Source organism: Providencia alcalifaciens (assembly GCF_020271745.1).
Taxonomy (GTDB): domain Bacteria; phylum Pseudomonadota; class Gammaproteobacteria; order Enterobacterales; family Enterobacteriaceae; genus Providencia; species Providencia alcalifaciens_B.
Genome location: NZ_CP084296.1, coordinates 1,741,419 through 1,760,314 on the forward strand (window position 1 = coordinate 1,741,419; position 18,896 = coordinate 1,760,314).

16 protein-coding genes, 1 tRNA gene and 1 rRNA gene are annotated in these 18,896 nt (G+C 44.5%); 10 read left to right on the top strand and 8 right to left on the bottom strand.

Annotated features, from left to right (window positions below):
* Nucleotides 1–131: 131 nt before the first annotated feature.
* The gene (locus tag LDO51_RS08025) at nt 132–1,130 is read left to right on the top strand and encodes a substrate-binding domain-containing protein (RefSeq protein ID WP_225577026.1); all 999 of its coding nucleotides are present in this window, start codon (nt 132–134) and stop codon (nt 1,128–1,130) included.
* Nucleotides 1,131–1,381: 251 nt separating this feature from the next.
* A complete protein-coding gene (locus tag LDO51_RS08030) occupies nt 1,382–3,013 on the top strand; it encodes a sodium/sugar symporter (RefSeq protein WP_225577027.1) in 1,632 nt (543 codons plus the stop codon).
* A 90-nt stretch (nt 3,014–3,103) separates the two neighbouring features.
* On the opposite strand, the gene LDO51_RS08035 is transcribed toward LDO51_RS08030, so the two are convergent.
* From LDO51_RS08035 to LDO51_RS08060, 6 genes are read right to left on the bottom strand one after another with little or no spacing between them, the layout of a single operon-like run.
* On the bottom strand, nt 3,104–3,766 hold the full coding sequence (locus LDO51_RS08035) for an HAD family hydrolase (protein ID WP_225577028.1): 663 nt from the start codon (nt 3,764–3,766) through the stop codon (nt 3,104–3,106).
* A gap of 32 nt (nt 3,767–3,798) precedes the next feature.
* Nucleotides 3,799–4,815 (bottom strand): ABC transporter ATP-binding protein, encoded by a 1,017-nt coding sequence (locus LDO51_RS08040; protein ID WP_225577029.1) that lies wholly within the window; start codon nt 4,813–4,815, stop codon nt 3,799–3,801.
* Nucleotides 4,812–5,627: an ABC transporter permease gene (locus LDO51_RS08045; RefSeq protein ID WP_225577030.1), complete on the bottom strand. Its 816-nt coding sequence runs from the start codon at nt 5,625–5,627 to the stop codon at nt 4,812–4,814. Before LDO51_RS08045 ends, LDO51_RS08040 begins: the two co-directional genes overlap by 4 nt.
* Nucleotides 5,614–6,516, bottom strand: coding sequence for an ABC transporter permease (locus LDO51_RS08050; protein WP_423810968.1), 903 nt, complete (start codon nt 6,514–6,516; stop codon nt 5,614–5,616). The genes LDO51_RS08045 and LDO51_RS08050 overlap by 14 nt, the downstream gene beginning before the upstream one ends.
* Nucleotides 6,516–7,334 (bottom strand): alkaline phosphatase family protein, encoded by an 819-nt coding sequence (locus tag LDO51_RS08055; RefSeq protein ID WP_225577031.1) that lies wholly within the window; start codon nt 7,332–7,334, stop codon nt 6,516–6,518. The genes LDO51_RS08050 and LDO51_RS08055 overlap by 1 nt, the downstream gene beginning before the upstream one ends.
* Nucleotides 7,335–7,358: 24 nt before the next feature.
* A complete protein-coding gene (locus LDO51_RS08060; RefSeq protein ID WP_225577032.1) occupies nt 7,359–8,411 on the bottom strand; it encodes an ABC transporter substrate-binding protein in 1,053 nt (350 codons plus the stop codon).
* A 226-nt stretch (nt 8,412–8,637) separates the two neighbouring features.
* On the opposite strand from LDO51_RS08060, the gene nudC reads away from it, so the two are divergent.
* The 6 genes from nudC to LDO51_RS08090 all read left to right on the top strand — a co-directional run bounded on the left by nudC (nt 8,638) and on the right by LDO51_RS08090 (nt 13,234).
* Nucleotides 8,638–9,426 (top strand): NAD(+) diphosphatase, encoded by a 789-nt coding sequence (nudC, locus tag LDO51_RS08065; RefSeq protein ID WP_225577033.1) that lies wholly within the window; start codon nt 8,638–8,640, stop codon nt 9,424–9,426.
* An 88-nt stretch (nt 9,427–9,514) separates the two neighbouring features.
* Nucleotides 9,515–10,579: a uroporphyrinogen decarboxylase gene (gene hemE / locus LDO51_RS08070; RefSeq protein WP_225577034.1), complete on the top strand. Its 1,065-nt coding sequence runs from the start codon at nt 9,515–9,517 to the stop codon at nt 10,577–10,579.
* Between the two features lie 133 nt (nt 10,580–10,712).
* Nucleotides 10,713–11,384 (top strand): deoxyribonuclease V, encoded by a 672-nt coding sequence (nfi, locus tag LDO51_RS08075; RefSeq protein WP_225577035.1) that lies wholly within the window; start codon nt 10,713–10,715, stop codon nt 11,382–11,384.
* Between the two features lie 74 nt (nt 11,385–11,458).
* Nucleotides 11,459–12,046 (top strand): YjaG family protein, encoded by a 588-nt coding sequence (locus LDO51_RS08080; protein WP_225577036.1) that lies wholly within the window; start codon nt 11,459–11,461, stop codon nt 12,044–12,046.
* A gap of 199 nt (nt 12,047–12,245) precedes the next feature.
* The gene (locus LDO51_RS08085; RefSeq protein ID WP_006657071.1) at nt 12,246–12,518 is read left to right on the top strand and encodes an HU family DNA-binding protein; all 273 of its coding nucleotides are present in this window, start codon (nt 12,246–12,248) and stop codon (nt 12,516–12,518) included.
* 173 nt (nt 12,519–12,691) lie between these two features.
* The gene (locus LDO51_RS08090; protein ID WP_263869893.1) at nt 12,692–13,234 is read left to right on the top strand and encodes a DUF1481 domain-containing protein; all 543 of its coding nucleotides are present in this window, start codon (nt 12,692–12,694) and stop codon (nt 13,232–13,234) included.
* A gap of 285 nt (nt 13,235–13,519) precedes the next feature.
* Here the strand turns inward: LDO51_RS08090 and purD are convergent, their stop codons facing one another.
* Together purD and purH are read right to left on the bottom strand one after the other, a co-directional pair.
* Nucleotides 13,520–14,806: a phosphoribosylamine--glycine ligase gene (gene purD / locus LDO51_RS08095; protein ID WP_225577038.1), complete on the bottom strand. Its 1,287-nt coding sequence runs from the start codon at nt 14,804–14,806 to the stop codon at nt 13,520–13,522.
* A gap of 15 nt (nt 14,807–14,821) precedes the next feature.
* Nucleotides 14,822–16,411 (bottom strand): bifunctional phosphoribosylaminoimidazolecarboxamide formyltransferase/IMP cyclohydrolase, encoded by a 1,590-nt coding sequence (purH, locus tag LDO51_RS08100; protein WP_225577039.1) that lies wholly within the window; start codon nt 16,409–16,411, stop codon nt 14,822–14,824.
* A 645-nt stretch (nt 16,412–17,056) separates the two neighbouring features.
* Here purH and LDO51_RS08105 point away from each other — a divergent pair.
* Together LDO51_RS08105 and LDO51_RS08110 are read left to right on the top strand one after the other, a co-directional pair.
* Nucleotides 17,057–18,597, top strand: a 16S ribosomal RNA gene (locus LDO51_RS08105).
* 85 nt (nt 18,598–18,682) lie between these two features.
* A tRNA-Glu gene (locus LDO51_RS08110) sits at nt 18,683–18,758 on the top strand.
* Nucleotides 18,759–18,896: the final 138 nt, after the last annotated feature.

The following is an 18,896-nucleotide window of genomic DNA, read 5'->3' on the forward strand; positions in this document are numbered from 1 at the left end:
TTTATTTTTTATATCGCGAAATGTTAATCATCGTTATTTAAAATGATTTAGCCCATTGTTTAAACGCTAACACATTGTTTTTAAATACAGCCTGTTGTTTAATAAACTTATCGTGAATATTGAGGTGTACAATGGCGACAATAAAAGATGTGGCACGGGAAGCAGGGGTGTCTGTTGCAACGGTTTCTCGCGTGCTCAACCTATCTCCTAAGGCAAGTCAGGCCTCGATAGCATCCGTTCAACAAGCAATGAATAAACTGGGTTATAGGCCCAATGCCGCAGCTCGCGCATTAGTGAACCAAAGCTCAAATACCATTGGTGTATTAGTTAATGATGTTTCTGACCCTTTTTTTGGTGTGATGGTCAAAGCCGTTGATGCAGTAGCGCATAAAAATGGTAAACATATCTTGATTTGTAATGGCTACCATAATGCGAAAGAAGAGCGACAATCTATTGAATTATTGATCAACAATCGTTGTGATGCTTTGATTATTCACTCAAAAGCGTTGGAGGATGACGAGTTGATAGCATACGCGAAAGAAGTACCCAGTATGGTCTTGATCAATCGACATATTGAAAAAATTGCCAATCGTTGCATTTCGTTAAATAACTATAAAGGGGCTTATCTGGCGACGGAGCACCTTATTCGTCAAGGTCATAAAAAAATCGCGTATATTTCTTCAAATCATCAAATAGAGGATGCTGCTCAGCGTTTACTCGGCTATCGAGATGCATTGAAAAATAACGGTATTGAGTTACCTGAAAGTTATGTGGAATACGGTGAGCCGTCAGGAGAAGGTGGTGAACTCGCGATGACCAAATTATTGATTAAATCATTAGATATTACCGCGGTAGTTGGCTATAACGATTTTATGGCCGCAGGTGCGATAGCCGTTTTAGATGAAAACGATATTTCCGCACCAGAACAAGTGTCTGTTATCGGTTTTGATGACGTCCTCATTGCTCGCTATATTCATCCTCGCTTAACAACCATTCGTTATCCCATTCAAATGATGGCAGAGCGAGCCACACAACTCGCATTAGCTTTAGCTCGGGAAGAAACGATCCCAGATGAAAATTTAGTATATTCACCGACATTGGTTCAGCGTAATTCTGTTCGCCCTCTCTAATTCCTCTTATTAATGTAAACGTTATCATTTATTTGTGATGGCGTTCAACAACCTTACAATTAGTTAATAACTCAAAATCGTACCAATGCATTTTAAATCTTTATATATCAGTATGTAATATGATTTTTTATTCTATTTTTGTTAATCAGTATGTGTTAAATATTTAGTAGTAATATGTGATTCAAGTAACGGCTAATTATTGTGGTAACGTTTACACTGGCATCGTTATCATTTGGCTAAGGAATTTTATTATGCAGACAGCAGGTATTGGATTAAGCACACTAGACTACGGGGTTTTTGCCTTGTATGTGCTGATCATAGTCACCGTTGGGCTTTGGGTATCCCGAGATAAAAATGGGCAGAAAAAAGGGACAAAAGATTATTTCCTTGCAGGAAAGACATTGCCTTGGTGGGCGATAGGTTCCTCATTAATAGCAGCGAATATTTCTGCAGAACAATTTATTGGTATGTCAGGTTCTGGTTTCTCTATCGGGTTAGCTATCGCATCATATGAATGGATGGCAGCACTGACATTGATCATCGTGGCAAAATATTTTATGCCAGTCTTTATTGAGAAAGGCATTTTTACCATCCCTGAATTTGTTGAAAAACGCTTCAATCGGACATTAAAAACCATTCTGGCAGTATTTTGGTTAGCCCTGTTTATTTTTGTTAACTTAACATCTGTACTGTATTTAGGGGCTCTGGCTCTGCAAACTATTCTTGGTATCCCAATGCATTACGCGATTTTTGGGTTAGCTTTGTTTGCGGTGGTATATTCCCTTTATGGTGGTTTGTCTGCGGTGGCATGGACGGACGTTGTTCAAGTGTTCTTTTTGATCCTCGGTGGATTCTTAACCACTATCATGGCGGTGAGCTATATCGGCGGTGATGCAGGTATTTTTGCCGGTATGAGCCGAATGGCAAATGAAGCGCCAGCTCACTTTGAAATGATCTTAAGTCCGGATAACCCACAATTTAATAACTTACCTGGTATTGCTGTGCTAATTGGCGGGTTATGGGTTGCTAACTTGTATTATTGGGGTTTTAACCAATATATTATTCAGCGTGCTTTAGCGGCTAAATCTATTGGTGAAGCACAAAAAGGGTTAGTTTTTGCCGCGTTTATGAAGTTGATTGTACCCATACTAGTGGTTGTTCCGGGTATTGCTGCTTATGTTATCGTTTCTGATCCTGCGTTACTGGCAGGCCTAGGGGAAACGGCACAGGCGCATATGCCAACATTAGCCCAAGCAGATAAAGCTTATCCTTGGTTAACGCAATTCTTACCTGTTGGCGCAAAAGGTATTGTGTTCGCTGCGTTGGCTGCTGCGATAGTGTCTTCGTTAGCTTCGATGTTGAACTCAGTGGCAACTATTTTCACGATGGATATCTATAAGGAATACATTGCACCTGCAACGGAAGATCATAAACTCGTGAATGTGGGGCGTATTAGCGCAGTTGTTGCACTGATTGTGGCTTGCTTTATTGCGCCATTATTAGGTAACATCGGGCAAGCTTTCCAATATATTCAAGAATATACAGGGTTAGTTAGCCCAGGTATTTTAGCAGTATTCTTATTAGGTCTATTTTGGAAAAAAACCAACGCGAAAGGCGCAATCATCGGTGTTTTACTTTCCATTCCATTTGCATTGTTCCTGAAATTGATGCCTTTAGGCATGCCATTCCTTGATCAAATGATGTACACCTTCTTCTTTACTGCGGTAGTTATCGGATTGATTAGTCTGACAACGTCAAAAGAGGATGATAGTAAAGGCGCAATAATTTTAACCTCAGAAACATTTAAAACATCAGCTGGTTTTAATATTGCATCCTATATCATTATGGTCATTCTATGCGTACTGTATGCCTTGCTGTGGTAATTCATTAATATAAATTAGTCATTATTTATCATGATCACAAAGGGCAGCCATTGAGCTGCCCTTTCGTTTTTTGTCGATAAAAATTAAAACTCACAAATGCCACGTATATTGTAGCCAGTGATTTTCGTTAGCGGCTTGGAGGAGGCGTGGGTCGCCGTTGACGATAAACGTCTCATCGGCGAATTGGCACATTGGTAGATCATTGGCTGAATCAGTATAGAAATAAATGTAGGCATCGGTGATCGGCTGGTGGGTGAGCCACTGCGTTAAGCGCTTCACTTTGCCTTCTTTAAACGTTGGGATTCCATCAATTTCGGTGGAGTAACAGCCATTTGACTGCTTGATATCAATCCCCATCACCACATCTGCACCAAGGCGATCCGCAATTTTCTTCACAATAAAAGAGACCGTTGCCGAGATCACAATGACTGGGATCCCTTGGGCGCGGTAAGAGGCGATCGTGCTCAATCCTTTGGGATAAACACGAGGAATAATAATGGTATCCACAAAATCATCCAGCCATTGGTCAACTTGCTCTAGCTTAATTCCATTCAGGGTTTGCAGGTTAAACTGCAAATAAGTCGCCATATCTAAATTGCCAGTATTGTATTGCTCCATCATAGCTTTATCTGCTTCGACAAAACGTGGGTCACTGATAATTTTTTTATCCCAAAGATATTGGGTCCACAGCACACTGCTATCTCCTTGGATCAGCGTATCGTCTAAATCAAAGATGGCTAATTGGTTTTGCATGGTATTCCTTTGGCTAACTAACTTATCGTAGGCTAACTTAGAGCACGAATTTCATTTTTATTAAACATCAGCTCCAGGTGAGTGCCCGGTTCAAATAACCGTTCAGAAGAGCGATTGAGTAAATCCACGGTCATATCTCCGGCAGGTGTGTTCACACTGTAGCGAATGATATTCCCTAATAATTGATGGTCAAGGATAACGGCATCAACTGGGGCTGAAATATGAGTGCCATACTGGCGTCCTACTTCCCGTACATAAATAGATTCTGGGCGAATAGCGAGCGTGCCGTGTAAATTTACCCCCAGCATCCCATTGGCTTTTTCAGCGTCCACCAGATTGTAATGTCCCATAAATCGAGCCACAAATTCAGTAGCAGGCTGAGTATAGATATTTTCAGCGGTATCGCTTTGGATAATTGCGCCTTTATTCATTAAGAAGATACGGTCAGACATAATCATCGCTTCATCTTGGTCGTGGGTGACAAAAATGGTGGTGAGCTTCAGTTCTCTTTGAATTTCACGAATTTGCTGGCGTAAATGCTTACGAATACGCGCATCAAGGGCGGATAATGGCTCATCGAGGAGTAAAATTTGTGGCTTCATAACCAATGCACGAGCAAGGGCGACACGCTGGCGCTGGCCCCCCGAAAGCTGGTGCGGGTATTGGTTTTCTTTACCTTGCAATTCCACCATCTCAATGACATCCCCAACGGCTTTTTCTCTTTCTTGCCCAGAGACTTTACGCATTTTTAACCCAAAGGCGATATTCTCCGCAACCGTCATATTAGGGAACAGTGCATAGCTTTGAAATACCATCCCAACCCCGCGTTGTTGGGCTGGTTGATGGGTAATGTTTTGGCGATTAATATACAGCTCGCCGCTATCGGGTTGTTCCAGGCCCGCAATACAGCGCAGTAAAGTGGATTTTCCGCAGCCACTTGGTCCAAGAAGGGTAATAAACTCACCCTGTTCAATGTTAAATTGGATATCGGCAAAGACCTGATTCTGGCCAAAAGATTTAGTTAGATTTTCGGCAATAACATAGCTCATCGTTCATTTCCCTCACGATTCAAGCGCGTTGCTAACCAAGTGAGCAGCAGCGTAAATAAGAAGTAAGACATCACTAGCGCAGAGGTAAAGTGTCCGCTAGTTTGGCGCATATTAAACAGATAGATCTGCAAGGTTTCGAAGCGAGTTCCCACTAAGATATTGGCGAATACGAATTCCCCCATTAAGAATGAGAAGGAAATCAGTAAGGAAACCAATAACCCTTTACGGATATTGGGCAGCACTATCATTAAAAAGGCTTTAAAGGTGCTGGCGCCGAGTAAGTGTGCAGCATCCATTAAGTCGTGCAGGTTGATCCCTTGAAAGCTATTCGCCAGTGCGCGGTACATAAATGGTAATGTGATGGTGAAGTAGGTGCCAATTAAGATCCACGGAGTACCAACCAGCATAAATGGCTCATCCGCAAAGATTTGCAGTAAACCGACTGAAGAAACTACGGGTGGGATCGCAAAGGGGAGAATAATCAGTAAATCCATCACCCCTTTGAGCTTAGGAAAGCGGTAAAAAACGGCAAAGGTCATTGGTAAAATAACCAGTATGCTGATCAGTAATGTGCCAAAGCAGATCAATAACGATCGCCCAAATGCCATCAAAAATCGCGGATCTTGCCACAGTTGTAGGTACCATTTGATGGACAGCGCATCGGGTAAAACCGTTGCACCCCATGTACTGGAGATGGAATAAATAAACGTGGCAATAATTGGCAGCGCAAGAATGGCGGCAACGGTGCAGAGAACCATTTTATGAAACAGTAAACTCGGTGTTTTTGGGCTATGAATATTAGGATTTAGCATGGTAGCTCCGTTTTAATAGCCAGTGGTGAATTGCGGTGATAAACCCGAGGATAGCAATCAGAACAACCGACAAGGCGGCTGCCATATTTGGCTCTAAGAACAGGTCGCCAGAGACAAGGCTGGCAATGCGGATAGTCACTAAGTTGTAGTTCCCACTGGTGAGTGCGTAAGTACTGGCATAAGCACCAACAGCATTAGCAACCAAAATAATAAATGTACCTAACAAGGCAGGGGAAATTACCGGAATACCGACTTTTAGCCAGTAGGTTAATTTGCTGGCGCCCATGGTTTTTGCCGCATCTTCCCATTCAGGTTTAAGCGCATCGAATGCAGGATAAAGCAGTAAAATACCGAGTGGAATTTGGAAATAGATATACAGCAACATCAAACCGCTGGCGCTGTAAATATTAAAATCATCAATCCATCCCCATGCTTTAAGTTGCAACGTGATAGCACCGTTAAAACCTAAAATAATGATAAATGCGAAGGCTAATGGCACGCCGCTGAAGTTGCTCGCCATGGTAGTAAACGAAATCATGAAATTGCGCACTTTGCCTTGCATTTTGTAGATAGAAAATGCCGTTACACAGGCGATGAGCAAGCCAACAACGCTACAAATTAGCGATAGCCATAGGGTGTTTTGAAAGGCTTGCAGGTAGAAATCGTTAGTAAAAATTTCAACGTAATTCTCAAAAGACCACGCTTCTTCATAGACAAAACTGTTGAAGAGCACCCAGATCATCGGTGCAATCTGAAATAGGCAAAACAGTACGATGAACGGCACAATTAACAGTGCAGCACGCCAATGAAAACGTATGCGAGGTTTGTGAGTCATCGCTAGGCTTTCCTGTTGTTGATAGGGATGGTCACTTGCAGGGATATCCGCCATTAGTGACCTCCTGCCAGTAATTCATCACAAACAGTTTTGTCGGAGAAAGGCACAGCCAGTAGCTGGCAAACGGTGCCACAAATCGCAGTTTGCTCCATCGGTACGTCTGGGCGATGAGAGAATGCGCTGCCGATAGTAAACAGAGGAACCGTGCACTCTTCCGGTAAAATACCACCGTGGCTACGGTCGTTATTCATTCCGTGGTCACTGGTGATGATGATTTGGTAGCCTTGTGCTATCCACATCGGTAGATATTTGGATAAATAAATATCTGCTTTGCGAGCCGCATTGCGATACTGGGACGAATCAAAACCAAATTTATGCCCCGCATCGTCAATGTTCATTGGATGGATCAGCAAAAAATCGGGGTCATGCTGGGTGCGAAGATATTCTGCATCCATAAACAGATGGTCATCAGGGTAGTGGTCTGCTTGGTAGAAGCAACCGTGCTGAATCGGTAGCTGTTTATCATGGGTAAATCGGTCACGGTTCGCCTCAAATGGCGCACGGTTATACAGCTCACTGACCCAATAGTAAGCTGCCGCTGCGGTGGTTTTTCCTGTTTGGTGAGCCAGTGAAAAGATGCTCTCGAAATGAGAAAGTCGCACCACATCGTTGTTGACGATGCCACTTTGAACCGGAGGAATGCCCGTCAAAATGCATTCATACAGCGGGCGCGACATCGATGGGAGCTCACACTCCATTTTATAAAGTGTTGCACTGTCGGCTTTGATAAGACCATTGAGATAGCCCATACATTGATGGGCTACTGAATAACTTAAACCGTCAAGAACAACAAGTATGACTTTTTCAGACATCAGACTGTTGATTCCTAATTGCGATTATTGCTGGTGGATTAATACTTGTTGCTGCCACATTTTTGGTAAGTTGCGAGACGACTTTTCCCAGCCTTCTGCATCTTTAATCGGATGAACATTTTTATACTGTTCTTCTGGTAGCAATTTAGCTTGGATATCTGCAGGCAGTGTCAGATGTTGTGCACGAATAGGGCGTGCATAACCTTCTGCAAGGTTGAGCTGACCTTTATCACTGAAGATAAATTCACGGGCTAATTTTGCGGCATTTGGGTTCTTAGCAAATTTGTTGATGATGGTGGTGTAGCCTGAAATCACGCTGCCATCTGATGGGATCACCACAATAAAGCGGTCACGGTTGATTTGATCACGGTAGTTCAGCGCGTTGAAATCCCATAAAATACCCACTTCCACTTCGCCTTTTTCGATGTTGGCAACCGTTGGGTCATTGACGGATAAGCGCTTTTGTTTTGCTAATTCGCCAAAGAATTCAATGGCAGGCTTCAGATTATTTTCATCACCACCACGAGCAAAGGCGGCTGCCAGTATGGCGTTATTGGCTTGCGCGGCAATGCCCACATCCCCAACGGTGACTTTGTATTTTCCTTTGAGTAAATCATCCCAACTTTTTGGTGCGTCTTTGACTAAGTCTTTATTGATCATAAACGCGATAGTGCCGGTATAAGCTAATGCCCAGTGGCCGTCTTTATCTTTTGCCCAATCGGGCACTTGTGACCAAGTGGTCGGTTTGTACGGTTGAGTGACCCCTTTTTGTACTGCAACAGGTCCAAATGATGCGCCAACATCACCAATATCTGCCGTTGCATTGTTTTTCTCAGCAGCAAACTTTGCGATTTCCTGCGCAGAGCTCATATCCGTATCTTGATGCTTTAAACCATACTGAGTGGATAAATCTTGCCATGTGCCTTTCCAGTTTGCCCATGTGTCAGGCATCCCGACGCTATAAACTTGGCCTTCTTTCTTTGCAGCTTCGATAAGTTGGGTTAAATCGCTGTCAGCCGCAAATGCCATTTGAGAAGCGCTGAGTGACAGTAAAATTGCAGGTACGATAGCTTTCATCTTGTTTCTCTCTATAAGAGTCGCCGTATTGGTTAGTTGGCATGCTAATTATTCGAGATGACAATGAATTGACAGTTGTGTGACACTTTTTAGATGCTGTGACTTGTAAATGTCTAAAAAGTGTCAAAATAATGAAAGAGGAGTGACGAATCAAACGATTGTATGACAATCTATAAAACAAGCGTATCTTTAACCACAACTCAGGGTGCTGAAATAGAGAAACAGAATGAATAAACACACATTAGCAGGAACCGAAAGCGGCTGGTGGTTTGTCTGCTTTGCGGGGCGGTTGTGGTTGCCCCAAGGTGATGTACCTAAAGGTGCTGCACAGCAGTTTGGATTAACGGGGAAACTGGCGACTCCAATCGGTGAATGGCAAGGGGATATTGTCTGGCTGATCCCTGAAAAAATGCCATCAGATATGGCATCGCCTCGTGTGGTCGCTTCCCAAGATGAAGGGCTATTTCGTTTAGCTGGACGGGGCGTTCAACTCGCGGAATTTTATCGCTCGCATCGTTATTGTGGTTATTGTGGAACGGCGATGCGCCACAGTTCAACGGAATGGGCGTGTCTGTGCGACCACTGCCATGAGCGTTATTATCCACAAATTGCCCCATGTATTATCGTAGGTATTCGTCGTGATGATCATATTTTGCTGGCACAACATCGTCGCCATTCACAAAATCCACTGTTTACAGTACTGGCAGGGTTTGTGGAAGTAGGGGAAACCTTAGAAGAGGCGGTGGCACGAGAAGTAATGGAAGAGAGCCATATAAAAGTGCGCAATATTCGTTATGTTTCTTCTCAGCCTTGGCCATTCCCACACTCACTGATGATGGGCTTTTTAGCCGATTATGATAGTGGGGATATTCAAGTGGATCCTAAAGAGTTAGTGAGCGCTAACTGGTATCACTATAACTCTCTGCCTCTGATCCCGCCGGGAGATACAATTGCTCGGCGATTAATTGAAGATAGCGTGGTGCTATGTCGTCAGTTTGATGAAGATAACCACTAATTGCGCTAGCGCTGATATTGTTTCCCTTTGCTGGTATAATATGGCGCCTTAGCCATTTGCGGCGGCCACAATAATAATGGAGTAAATAATGACTGAGTTGAAAAATGACCGCTATCTACGTGCGTTGCTACGCCAACCTGTAGATGTGACCCCAGTATGGATGATGCGTCAAGCAGGGCGTTACCTACCAGAATATAAAGCAACTCGCGCAGAAGCCGGTGATTTTATTGCTTTGTGTAAAAATACTGAGTTAGCGTGTGAAGTCACGTTACAGCCACTTCGTCGTTTTCCATTAGACGCCGCAATTTTATTCTCTGATATTTTAACTATCCCTGATGCAATGGGACTTGGGCTCTATTTTGAAACGGGGGAAGGCCCTCGTTTTGAAAAACCAATCAAGAACGTTTCGGATGTTAAAAATATCCCAATTCCAGATCCAGAAATGGAACTGGGCTACGTGATGGATGCCGTTCGTGCCATTCGCAAAGCCTTAAATGGTGATGTACCACTGATTGGTTTCTCGGGTAGCCCATGGACATTAGCGACCTATATGGTTGAAGGTGGCAGTAGCAAAGCGTTCACTAAAATCAAAAAAATGATGTATGAAGACCCAACGACGCTGCATTTACTGCTGGATAAGCTGGCTGATAGCGTGATTTTGTACCTGAATGCCCAAGTACGTGCAGGCGCACAATCCCTGATGATTTTCGATACGTGGGGCGGCGTGCTGACTAAGCGTGATTATCTGGAATTCTCTCTGCGCTACATGCACAAAATTGTCGATGGTTTAATCCGTGAAAATGACGGCCGTCGTGTGCCTGTGACCCTGTTTACTAAAGGTGGCGGTCAGTGGTTAGAAGAGATGGCGGCAACAGGTTGTGATGCGCTAGGTTTAGACTGGACAACCGAAATTGCAGATGCCCGTCGCCGTGTTGGTGACAAAGTTGCGCTGCAAGGCAATATGGATCCTTCTATGTTATATGCATCTCCTGCTCGTATTGAAGAGGAAGTGCAACATATTTTAGCGGGCTTTGGCAAAGGGGAAGGGCATATCTTCAACTTGGGACATGGTATTCATCAAGATGTAGCGCCTGAACACGCGGGTACGTTTGTGGACGCGGTTCACCGTTTTTCTCGTCAATATCATCAGTAGCCGCCAAGGCATAATCGAGGTAGAACTTGGTGTTTTATCTCGATTTGAACCTCTTAATTTGTGGTGTATTTACAGGATCTTGTAAGTGCATCATTATCATCTATGATTAATCCTTATTAATAATGGTTCCGTGGTGACGATAGATACTCAGCAGTTGCGACAACAACAGGTAGAGTTAGCTCAACAAGTCATTTTGCACGACGAGTTTGTCCCGCCACGTTTCATTGGTGGTGCAGATGTTGGTTTTGAGCAAGACGGCACCGTGACTCGCGCGGTGATTGTGGTGCTTTCATGGCCTGAGCTGCAATTGGTGGAGTATCAAATAGCACGGATCCCAACTCAGTTACCCTATATACCCGGGTTGCTCTCATTTCGTGAAGTCCCAGGGTTAATGGCGGCGTGGGAAAAAATCCAACAAAAGCCCGACTTAGTGCTGGTGGATGGTCAAGGTATTGCTCATCCGCGGCGTTTTGGGGTGGCTTGCCATTTCGGATTGTTGGCCGATGTGGCGACGATAGGGGTAGCTAAAAGTCGTTTATGTGGTGATGATGTCAAACTCAATGCTGAACCTGAAAGTGTCGCAATGTTGAAAGCGGCTCAAGAGCAACTAGGATGGGTTTATCGCAGTAAGAAACGCTGTAATCCTTTATATCTTTCTCCGGGTCACAAAGTCAGCTTTATTTCCTCGCTAGAGTGGGTAAAACGGTGTATTCAGGGGTATAGATTGCCAGAACCGACCCGTTTTGCTGATGGAATCGCTTCGAATCGCACATTTTTTAAGCGAATGAATGAGAAAATTGGCTAATTATCAGCAAAATATGTGGCATTGGCAGATTTTCAGGTAAACTGCGAAGTATTGAGATTGATGAGTCAGAAATTATGTTAAGAAATCCTATTCATTTGAGGTTAGAGAAACTAGAAAGCTGGCAGCATATGACCTTCATGGCATCCCTGTGCGAGAGAATGTACCCTAATTATCAAATGTTTTGCCAGCAAACTGAATTTGCTGATGCGAAGGTTTATCGTGCCATCCTTGATTTAGTTTGGGAAACCTTGGTTATCAAAGATAGCAAAGTCAATTTCGACAATCAGTTAGAGAAGTTAGAAGAAATTATTCCAGTCGCCGATGACTTCGATATGTACGGTGTTTATCCCGCTATCGACGCTTGTATTGCTTTAGGTGAACTCATTCATGCAAAACTGAGTGGTGAAACCCTTGAGCACGCAATCTTAGTCAGTGAAGCATCGATTCGCACTGTTGCTATGCTTGAAATGACCCAAGCAGGGCGTGAAATGACCGATGAAGAGCTAAAAGTGGTGCCTGCTGTGGAAGAAGAGTGGGACATTCAATGGGACATTTTCCGCTTATTAGCCGCTTGCGAAGAACGAGACTTAGAGTTAATTAAAGGATTAAAATCTGACCTCCGCGAAGCGGGTGTCAGCAATATCGGTATTACTGTCACTTAAATTTTGCACTTTTAAGTATGAAAACGTGACTTAACGCAGTAATGCTGTGTACTAAGACTTCACATTTACCCCTACTCTGTTCTACATTTAGGGGCGAGAAGAAGTGGCTATCGGGGGCGTGTATCAGGGGCTGTCTATCTGGCATATCCGACGCACTCGATGCTTTGCAAACGATAAACACACTGTGTAAGGATAATTTATGAACAAGACTGAATTAGTTGATGCTATCGCAGAATCAGCAGATCTGACTAAAACTCAAGCTAAAGCAGCTTTAGAAGCAACTCTGAGCGCAATTTCAGATTCTCTGAAAAGCGGCGAAGCAGTACAACTGGTCGGTTTCGGTACTTTTAAAGTTAGCCACCGTGCAGCTCGTACCGGTCGTAACCCACAAACTAAAGCAGAAATCCAAATTCCTGCAACAACTGTACCAGCATTCTCTGCCGGTAAAGCACTGAAAGACGCTGTAAAATAAGTACATTGTCTACGAGAATTATCAGAGGGGGTATGAAGTTACCCCTTTTGTTTATTCGCCAAAGGTTGCTAGTGTTGGGAGCAGTCTCAATACTAAGCGCCTGTTCTTCTAATTCGCCTCGACTCCCTGAGTTTAGTGCCAGCGGATTTATTGCCGATGAAGGCGTAATCCGAATGTGGAGACTGAATGATGCGAAGAGTCAGCCGTTGGTCTTAATGGTGGTGTATAGCCCCTATAAAAGAACCGACACCTCCGTCAATTTCTTCGAATATCGTGATGGCAAATTGTGGCAAATTCGCAGCCAAGTCCTTAATCAAGGGGCTAACAACATCACCGAACAGCTGCGTTTTAGTAAAGATAATGAAATTGTGTTTATGCAGCGCGCCCAAAATAATATCAAAACCCCGCTTTCCTCTGATGAAATTAACCGCTGGCGCTTTGAAGCTGACCGTATCTTGAATATCAATACCGCACTGATTGTGGGGGGTGTAGAGCTACACCAAGGGTATTGGAAGCAAGGTAAAATCACCACTTGTAATGGTGAAAAACGCAATGTTACTTTCGAACCTTATGCACAGAAATGGCTAGATGATAGAGCCAAAGTCTGGACGAAAGAGCTGAATTTGGCGTGGTTGGAGTCACCTGAAGGTACTCAGCTTTTGATGGTGGCGGATACCAACTTCTGTAGCTGGCAACCTTCTAAAGATTCTTTGTAGGTCACCGCTCGTCGTCTTTCGAACCACAGCTGTATTGCTACGTTCGTTCACTCTAGTCACATACTCATGTATGCTCCTAGAGATTCTCTCTCTTGCAGCTTTGCTGTGATTCGAAATACTTAGAGCCATTGATTGGGTGAAGGTCAAGGGCAAAAACAAGTTCAAAAAATAAAAAGATAGAAATAAAGAGAATGAAATAAAAAGATAGAAAGATAGGAAATAAAAAAGCTGATAAAAGTTTCCTCTTATCAGCTTGTGGGTTATTTGTTTCTATTGTTTATTCTATTACTTAATGCGGGCGATGGCGCGGTAGCCGATATCGGTACGATAGAAACTGTCAGACCAATTGATGGTTTTGGCAACTTCGTACGCTTTAGCCTGGGCTTTTGCGATGTCATTACCTAACGCAGTGACACACAGAACGCGCCCACCTGCGGTAACAACTTCACCTGCTTGGTTTAGCTTGGTACCTGCGTGGAACACTTTGCTATCAGCCACTTCTGATGTGGGTAGACCAGAAATCACATCGCCATTGCGATAATCACCTGGATATCCACCTGCTGCAATCACGATCCCGAGCGCAGGGCGTTCATCCCAAAGGGAATCTTTACCTGCAAGCTCGCCTTTCGCGCCCGCTAAACATAGCGCGACTAAATCTGATTGCAAACGCATCATAATTGGCTGAGTTTCTGGGTCGCCAAAACGGCAGTTGAATTCGATGACTTTCGGGTTTCCTGCTTTATCTATCATTAAGCCAGCATATAAGAAACCTTGGTAGCGATTACCTTCTTGATCCATCCCTTTAACTGTAGGATAAATCACTTGCTCCATCACGCGTTGATGAACTTCATCAGTCACGACAGGCGCTGGAGAATATGCACCCATACCGCCAGTGTTTAACCCAGTATCACCATCGCCAACACGTTTATGATCTTGGCTAGTTGCCATTGGAATGACATTCTCACCATCCACCATCACGATAAAGCTAGCTTCTTCACCATCTAGGAACTCTTCGATAACGATACGATGACCTGCATCACCGAATGCATTGCCAGCCAGCATATCATGTACGGCATCTTTAGCTTCTTGCAGCGTCATTGCCACAATCACGCCTTTACCAGCAGCCAGACCATCAGCCTTGATAACGATAGGTGCGCCGACTTTATCTAAATAAGCCAATGCAGGCTCAATTTCAGTAAAGTTTTCATAAGCAGCCGTTGGAATATGATGACGCGCTAAAAAATCCTTGGTGAATGCTTTGGAACCTTCAAGTTGTGCGGCACCTTGGGTTGGGCCAAAAATGGTTAAACCAGCTCGCTTGAATTCATCAACGACACCAATCACTAACGGGGCTTCAGGACCCACAATGGTTAAACCGATTTGCTTGTCTTTGGCAAATTGCAGTAAACCGTCAATGTCAGTTGCAGAGATATCGACATTTTCCAGTGTAGGCTCCAGCGCAGTACCCGCGTTACCCGGCGCAACATACACTTTATCAGCTAATGGAGACTGTGCGGCTTTCCATGCTAAAGCGTGCTCGCGACCGCCACCACCAATAATCAGTATATTCATAGAAACCCCTAGCAATTAGTGACGGAAATGACGCATGTTAGTGAAGATCATTGCGATGCCATGTTCATTCGCAGCGGCAATCACTTCATCATCACGAATAGAGCCACCTGGTTGGATAACGCATGTAACGCCTACAGAGGCTGCTGCATCGATACCATCACGGAATGGGAAGAATGCATCGGATGCCATTGCGCAGCCTGCAACTTCTAAACCTTCATCGGCAGCTTTGATCCCTGCAATTTTAGCAGAGTACACGCGGCTCATTTGTCCTGCACCAATGCCGATAGTCATATCATTTTTAGAATAAACAATTGCATTTGATTTCACGAACTTCGCCACTTTCCAGCAGAACAGCGCATCTTTTAATTCACGCTCAGTTGGCTGGCGTGTGGTCACAACACGTAAATCTTCCGCTTCGACCATGCCTAAGTCACGGTCTTGAACCAGTAAACCGCCATTCACACGTTTGAAATCTAAACCAGCAACAGGTTTGCTCCACTCACCACACACCAGAACGCGCACATTTTGCTTGGTAGATAAAGAAGGCAACGCATCTTCAGCAATTGAAGGCGCAATAATCACTTCAACAAATTGGCGTTCAATGATGGCTTCTGCGGTGGCTTTATCTAATTGACGGTTAAATGCAATGATACCGCCGAATGCTGAGGTTGGGTCAGTCTTGAATGCTTTATCATAAGCGGTATGGATATTGTCACCGATGGCTACGCCACAAGGGTTAGCATGTTTGACTATTACACAAGCTGGCTCATCGAAAGATTTAACACACTCGAGAGCGGCGTCAGTGTCTGCGATATTATTATAAGAGAGCGCTTTACCTTGAATTTGGTTCGCGGTTGCAATAGAGGCTTCTTTTGGATTTTCTTCTATATAGAAAGCGGCATCTTGATGGCTGTTTTCACCATAGCGCATATCTTGCTTTTTAATGAAGTTTAAATTCAGGGTACGAGGGAAACGACCTGATGGCTGAGTGGTATCGCCATGATATGGTGCAACCAGTTCACCAAAGTAGTTAGCAATCATGCTGTCATAAGCTGCAGTGTGCTCAAAAGCTTTAATGGCTAAGTCAAAGCGTGTTGACCAGTTTAGGGAGTTTTCGTGGTTATCCATCTCTTCGATGATTTTGTCATAGTCATTACTGTTAACCACGATAGCCACGTCTTTATGGTTCTTTGCAGCAGAGCGAACCATGGTTGGGCCGCCAATATCGATATTCTCAACGGCATCTTCTAATGTGCAGTTTGGTTTTGCGACGGTTTGAGCAAATGGATAAAGATTTACAACCACCATATCAATAGGTGCAATGTCATGTTGTTGCATGATGGCATCATCTTTACCGCGGCGGCCTAAGATCCCGCCGTGAACTTTCGGGTGCAGAGTCTTAACTCGACCATCCATCATTTCAGGAAAACCGGTGTAATCTGAAACTTCAGTGACCTTAAGGCCATGCTCTGCTAATAATTTAGCGGTTCCACCGGTAGAAAGCAGTTCAACACCACGGTGAGAAAGCGCCTTAGCGAATTCAACAACCCCTGTTTTATCAGACACACTAAGCAGGGCACGGCGAATAGGACGAAGCTGTTGCATGAGATAGATCCCTTGGATTTGGATAAAGAAAGCAATATCTATATATAAGTCACTAACAATTTCAGAGCATCAAAATAAAATCAATGCCGAATTTTCGCGCTAATTGTAGCGCAAACGTTTGCGTAATGCGCGAATTATTTTCACTATTTTTTCAGTCTGTGGATAAATCTGTGCGTAAGTGGGTATAAATAGGGGTTTTGCTGTGGAATGCAGCAGTTGAACTAAAAACCGTAAAAAATCTTAAAAAAAGGGTTGCGGGATTTCTGCGACTCCCTATAATGCGCATCCACTGACCGGGAACAAGCCAACGCAAAGCGCGATGGACACTGAAACGGCAGCGAGAGAATCTGAAAAGATTAAGTAAAAAAATACTTGACTCTCACTGAGGAAAGCGTAATATACGCCACCTCGCGACAACGACCTAAGTTGATAAAAACTGAGTCGAATTTCCAAAAGAAATGTCGCACCGCTCTTTAACAATTTATCAGACAATCTGTGTGGGCACTCACAGGACACTATCAAAAAAATATTTGATTTTAAGTCTTGAAGAGTGACTAACACGTTAATTCATATATATGAACTAATAGGTAATTTGGTTTCTTCGGAAATCAAACGACAGTAACATTCTTTGAGCATCAAGCTTTTTAATTGAAGAGTTTGATCATGGCTCAGATTGAACGCTGGCGGCAGGCCTAACACATGCAAGTCGAGCGGTAACAGGGGAAGCTTGCTTCTCGCTGACGAGCGGCGGACGGGTGAGTAATGTATGGGGATCTGCCCGATAGAGGGGGATAACTACTGGAAACGGTAGCTAATACCGCATAATCTCTTAGGAGCAAAGCAGGGGAACTTCGGTCCTTGCGCTATCGGATGAACCCATATGGGATTAGCTAGTTGGTGAGGTAATGGCTCACCAAGGCGACGATCCCTAGCTGGTCTGAGAGGATGATCAGCCACACTGGGACTGAGACACGGCCCAGACTCCTACGGGAGGCAGCAGTGGGGAATATTGCACAATGGGCGCAAGCCTGATGCAGCCATGCCGCGTGTATGAAGAAGGCCTTAGGGTTGTAAAGTACTTTCAGTTGGGAGGAAGGCGTTGATGCTAATATCATCAACGATTGACGTTACCAACAGAAGAAGCACCGGCTAACTCCGTGCCAGCAGCCGCGGTAATACGGAGGGTGCAAGCGTTAATCGGAATTACTGGGCGTAAAGCGCACGCAGGCGGTTGATTAAGTTAGATGTGAAATCCCCGGGCTTAACCTGGGAATGGCATCTAAGACTGGTCAGCTAGAGTCTTGTAGAGGGGGGTAGAATTCCATGTGTAGCGGTGAAATGCGTAGAGATGTGGAGGAATACCGGTGGCGAAGGCGGCCCCCTGGACAAAGACTGACGCTCAGGTGCGAAAGCGTGGGGAGCAAACAGGATTAGATACCCTGGTAGTCCACGCTGTAAACGATGTCGATTTGGAGGTTGTTCCCTTGAGGAGTGGCTTCCGGAGCTAACGCGTTAAATCGACCGCCTGGGGAGTACGGCCGCAAGGTTAAAACTCAAATGAATTGACGGGGGCCCGCACAAGCGGTGGAGCATGTGGTTTAATTCGATGCAACGCGAAGAACCTTACCTACTCTTGACATCCAGAGAATTTAGCAGAGATGCTTTAGTGCCTTCGGGAACTCTGAGACAGGTGCTGCATGGCTGTCGTCAGCTCGTGTTGTGAAATGTTGGGTTAAGTCCCGCAACGAGCGCAACCCTTATCCTTTGTTGCCAGCACGTGATGGTGGGAACTCAAAGGAGACTGCCGGTGATAAACCGGAGGAAGGTGGGGATGACGTCAAGTCATCATGGCCCTTACGAGTAGGGCTACACACGTGCTACAATGGCGTATACAAAGAGAAGCGACCTCGCGAGAGCAAGCGGAACTCATAAAGTACGTCGTAGTCCGGATTGGAGTCTGCAACTCGACTCCATGAAGTCGGAATCGCTAGTAATCGTAGATCAGAATGCTACGGTGAATACGTTCCCGGGCCTTGTACACACCGCCCGTCACACCATGGGAGTGGGTTGCAAAAGAAGTAGGTAGCTTAACCTTCGGGAGGGCGCTTACCACTTTGTGATTCATGACTGGGGTGAAGTCGTAACAAGGTAACCGTAGGGGAACCTGCGGTTGGATCACCTCCTTACCATTGAAGTGTACTTGTGAAGTGCTCACACAGATTGTCTGATAGAAAGTAGAGCAAAAAGCGCGTCTGCGAAGCTGACTGTAGTGTCCCCTTCGTCTAGAGGCCTAGGACACCGCCCTTTCACGGCGGTAACAGGGGTTCGAATCCCCTAGGGGACGCCAATTGCGCGGAGAATGAGTGAAAGACGTTCCCCACAAATAATGATTAAGCCAATTACGTTGTAGTTGGTTTAACAATTATGCTCTTTAACAATCTGGAACAAGCTGAAAATTGAAAACAACGCACATTGTTTATCGCTT

What these genes read in the sequence shown, in the direction of transcription:
- LDO51_RS08090 (WP_263869893.1), top strand. Translation starts at nt 12,692, where the DNA reads ATGTGGAGACTGAATGATGCGAAGAGTCAGCCGTTGGTCTTAATGGTG.
- LDO51_RS08045 (WP_225577030.1), bottom strand. Translation starts at nt 5,627, where the DNA reads ATGCTAAATCCTAATATTCATAGCCCAAAAACACCGAGTTTACTGTTT.
- purH (WP_225577039.1), bottom strand. Translation starts at nt 16,411, where the DNA reads ATGCAACAGCTTCGTCCTATTCGCCGTGCCCTGCTTAGTGTGTCTGAT.
- nudC (WP_225577033.1), top strand. Translation starts at nt 8,638, where the DNA reads ATGAATAAACACACATTAGCAGGAACCGAAAGCGGCTGGTGGTTTGTC.
- LDO51_RS08050 (WP_423810968.1), bottom strand. Translation starts at nt 6,516, where the DNA reads ATGGCGGATATCCCTGCAAGTGACCATCCCTATCAACAACAGGAAAGC.
- LDO51_RS08035 (WP_225577028.1), bottom strand. Translation starts at nt 3,766, where the DNA reads ATGCAAAACCAATTAGCCATCTTTGATTTAGACGATACGCTGATCCAA.
- LDO51_RS08055 (WP_225577031.1), bottom strand. Translation starts at nt 7,334, where the DNA reads ATGTCTGAAAAAGTCATACTTGTTGTTCTTGACGGTTTAAGTTATTCA.
- LDO51_RS08030 (WP_225577027.1), top strand. Translation starts at nt 1,382, where the DNA reads ATGCAGACAGCAGGTATTGGATTAAGCACACTAGACTACGGGGTTTTT.
- LDO51_RS08080 (WP_225577036.1), top strand. Translation starts at nt 11,459, where the DNA reads ATGTTAAGAAATCCTATTCATTTGAGGTTAGAGAAACTAGAAAGCTGG.
- hemE (WP_225577034.1), top strand. Translation starts at nt 9,515, where the DNA reads ATGACTGAGTTGAAAAATGACCGCTATCTACGTGCGTTGCTACGCCAA.
- purD (WP_225577038.1), bottom strand. Translation starts at nt 14,806, where the DNA reads ATGAATATACTGATTATTGGTGGTGGCGGTCGCGAGCACGCTTTAGCA.
- LDO51_RS08085 (WP_006657071.1), top strand. Translation starts at nt 12,246, where the DNA reads ATGAACAAGACTGAATTAGTTGATGCTATCGCAGAATCAGCAGATCTG.
- LDO51_RS08060 (WP_225577032.1), bottom strand. Translation starts at nt 8,411, where the DNA reads ATGAAAGCTATCGTACCTGCAATTTTACTGTCACTCAGCGCTTCTCAA.
- LDO51_RS08025 (WP_225577026.1), top strand. Translation starts at nt 132, where the DNA reads ATGGCGACAATAAAAGATGTGGCACGGGAAGCAGGGGTGTCTGTTGCA.
- LDO51_RS08040 (WP_225577029.1), bottom strand. Translation starts at nt 4,815, where the DNA reads ATGAGCTATGTTATTGCCGAAAATCTAACTAAATCTTTTGGCCAGAAT.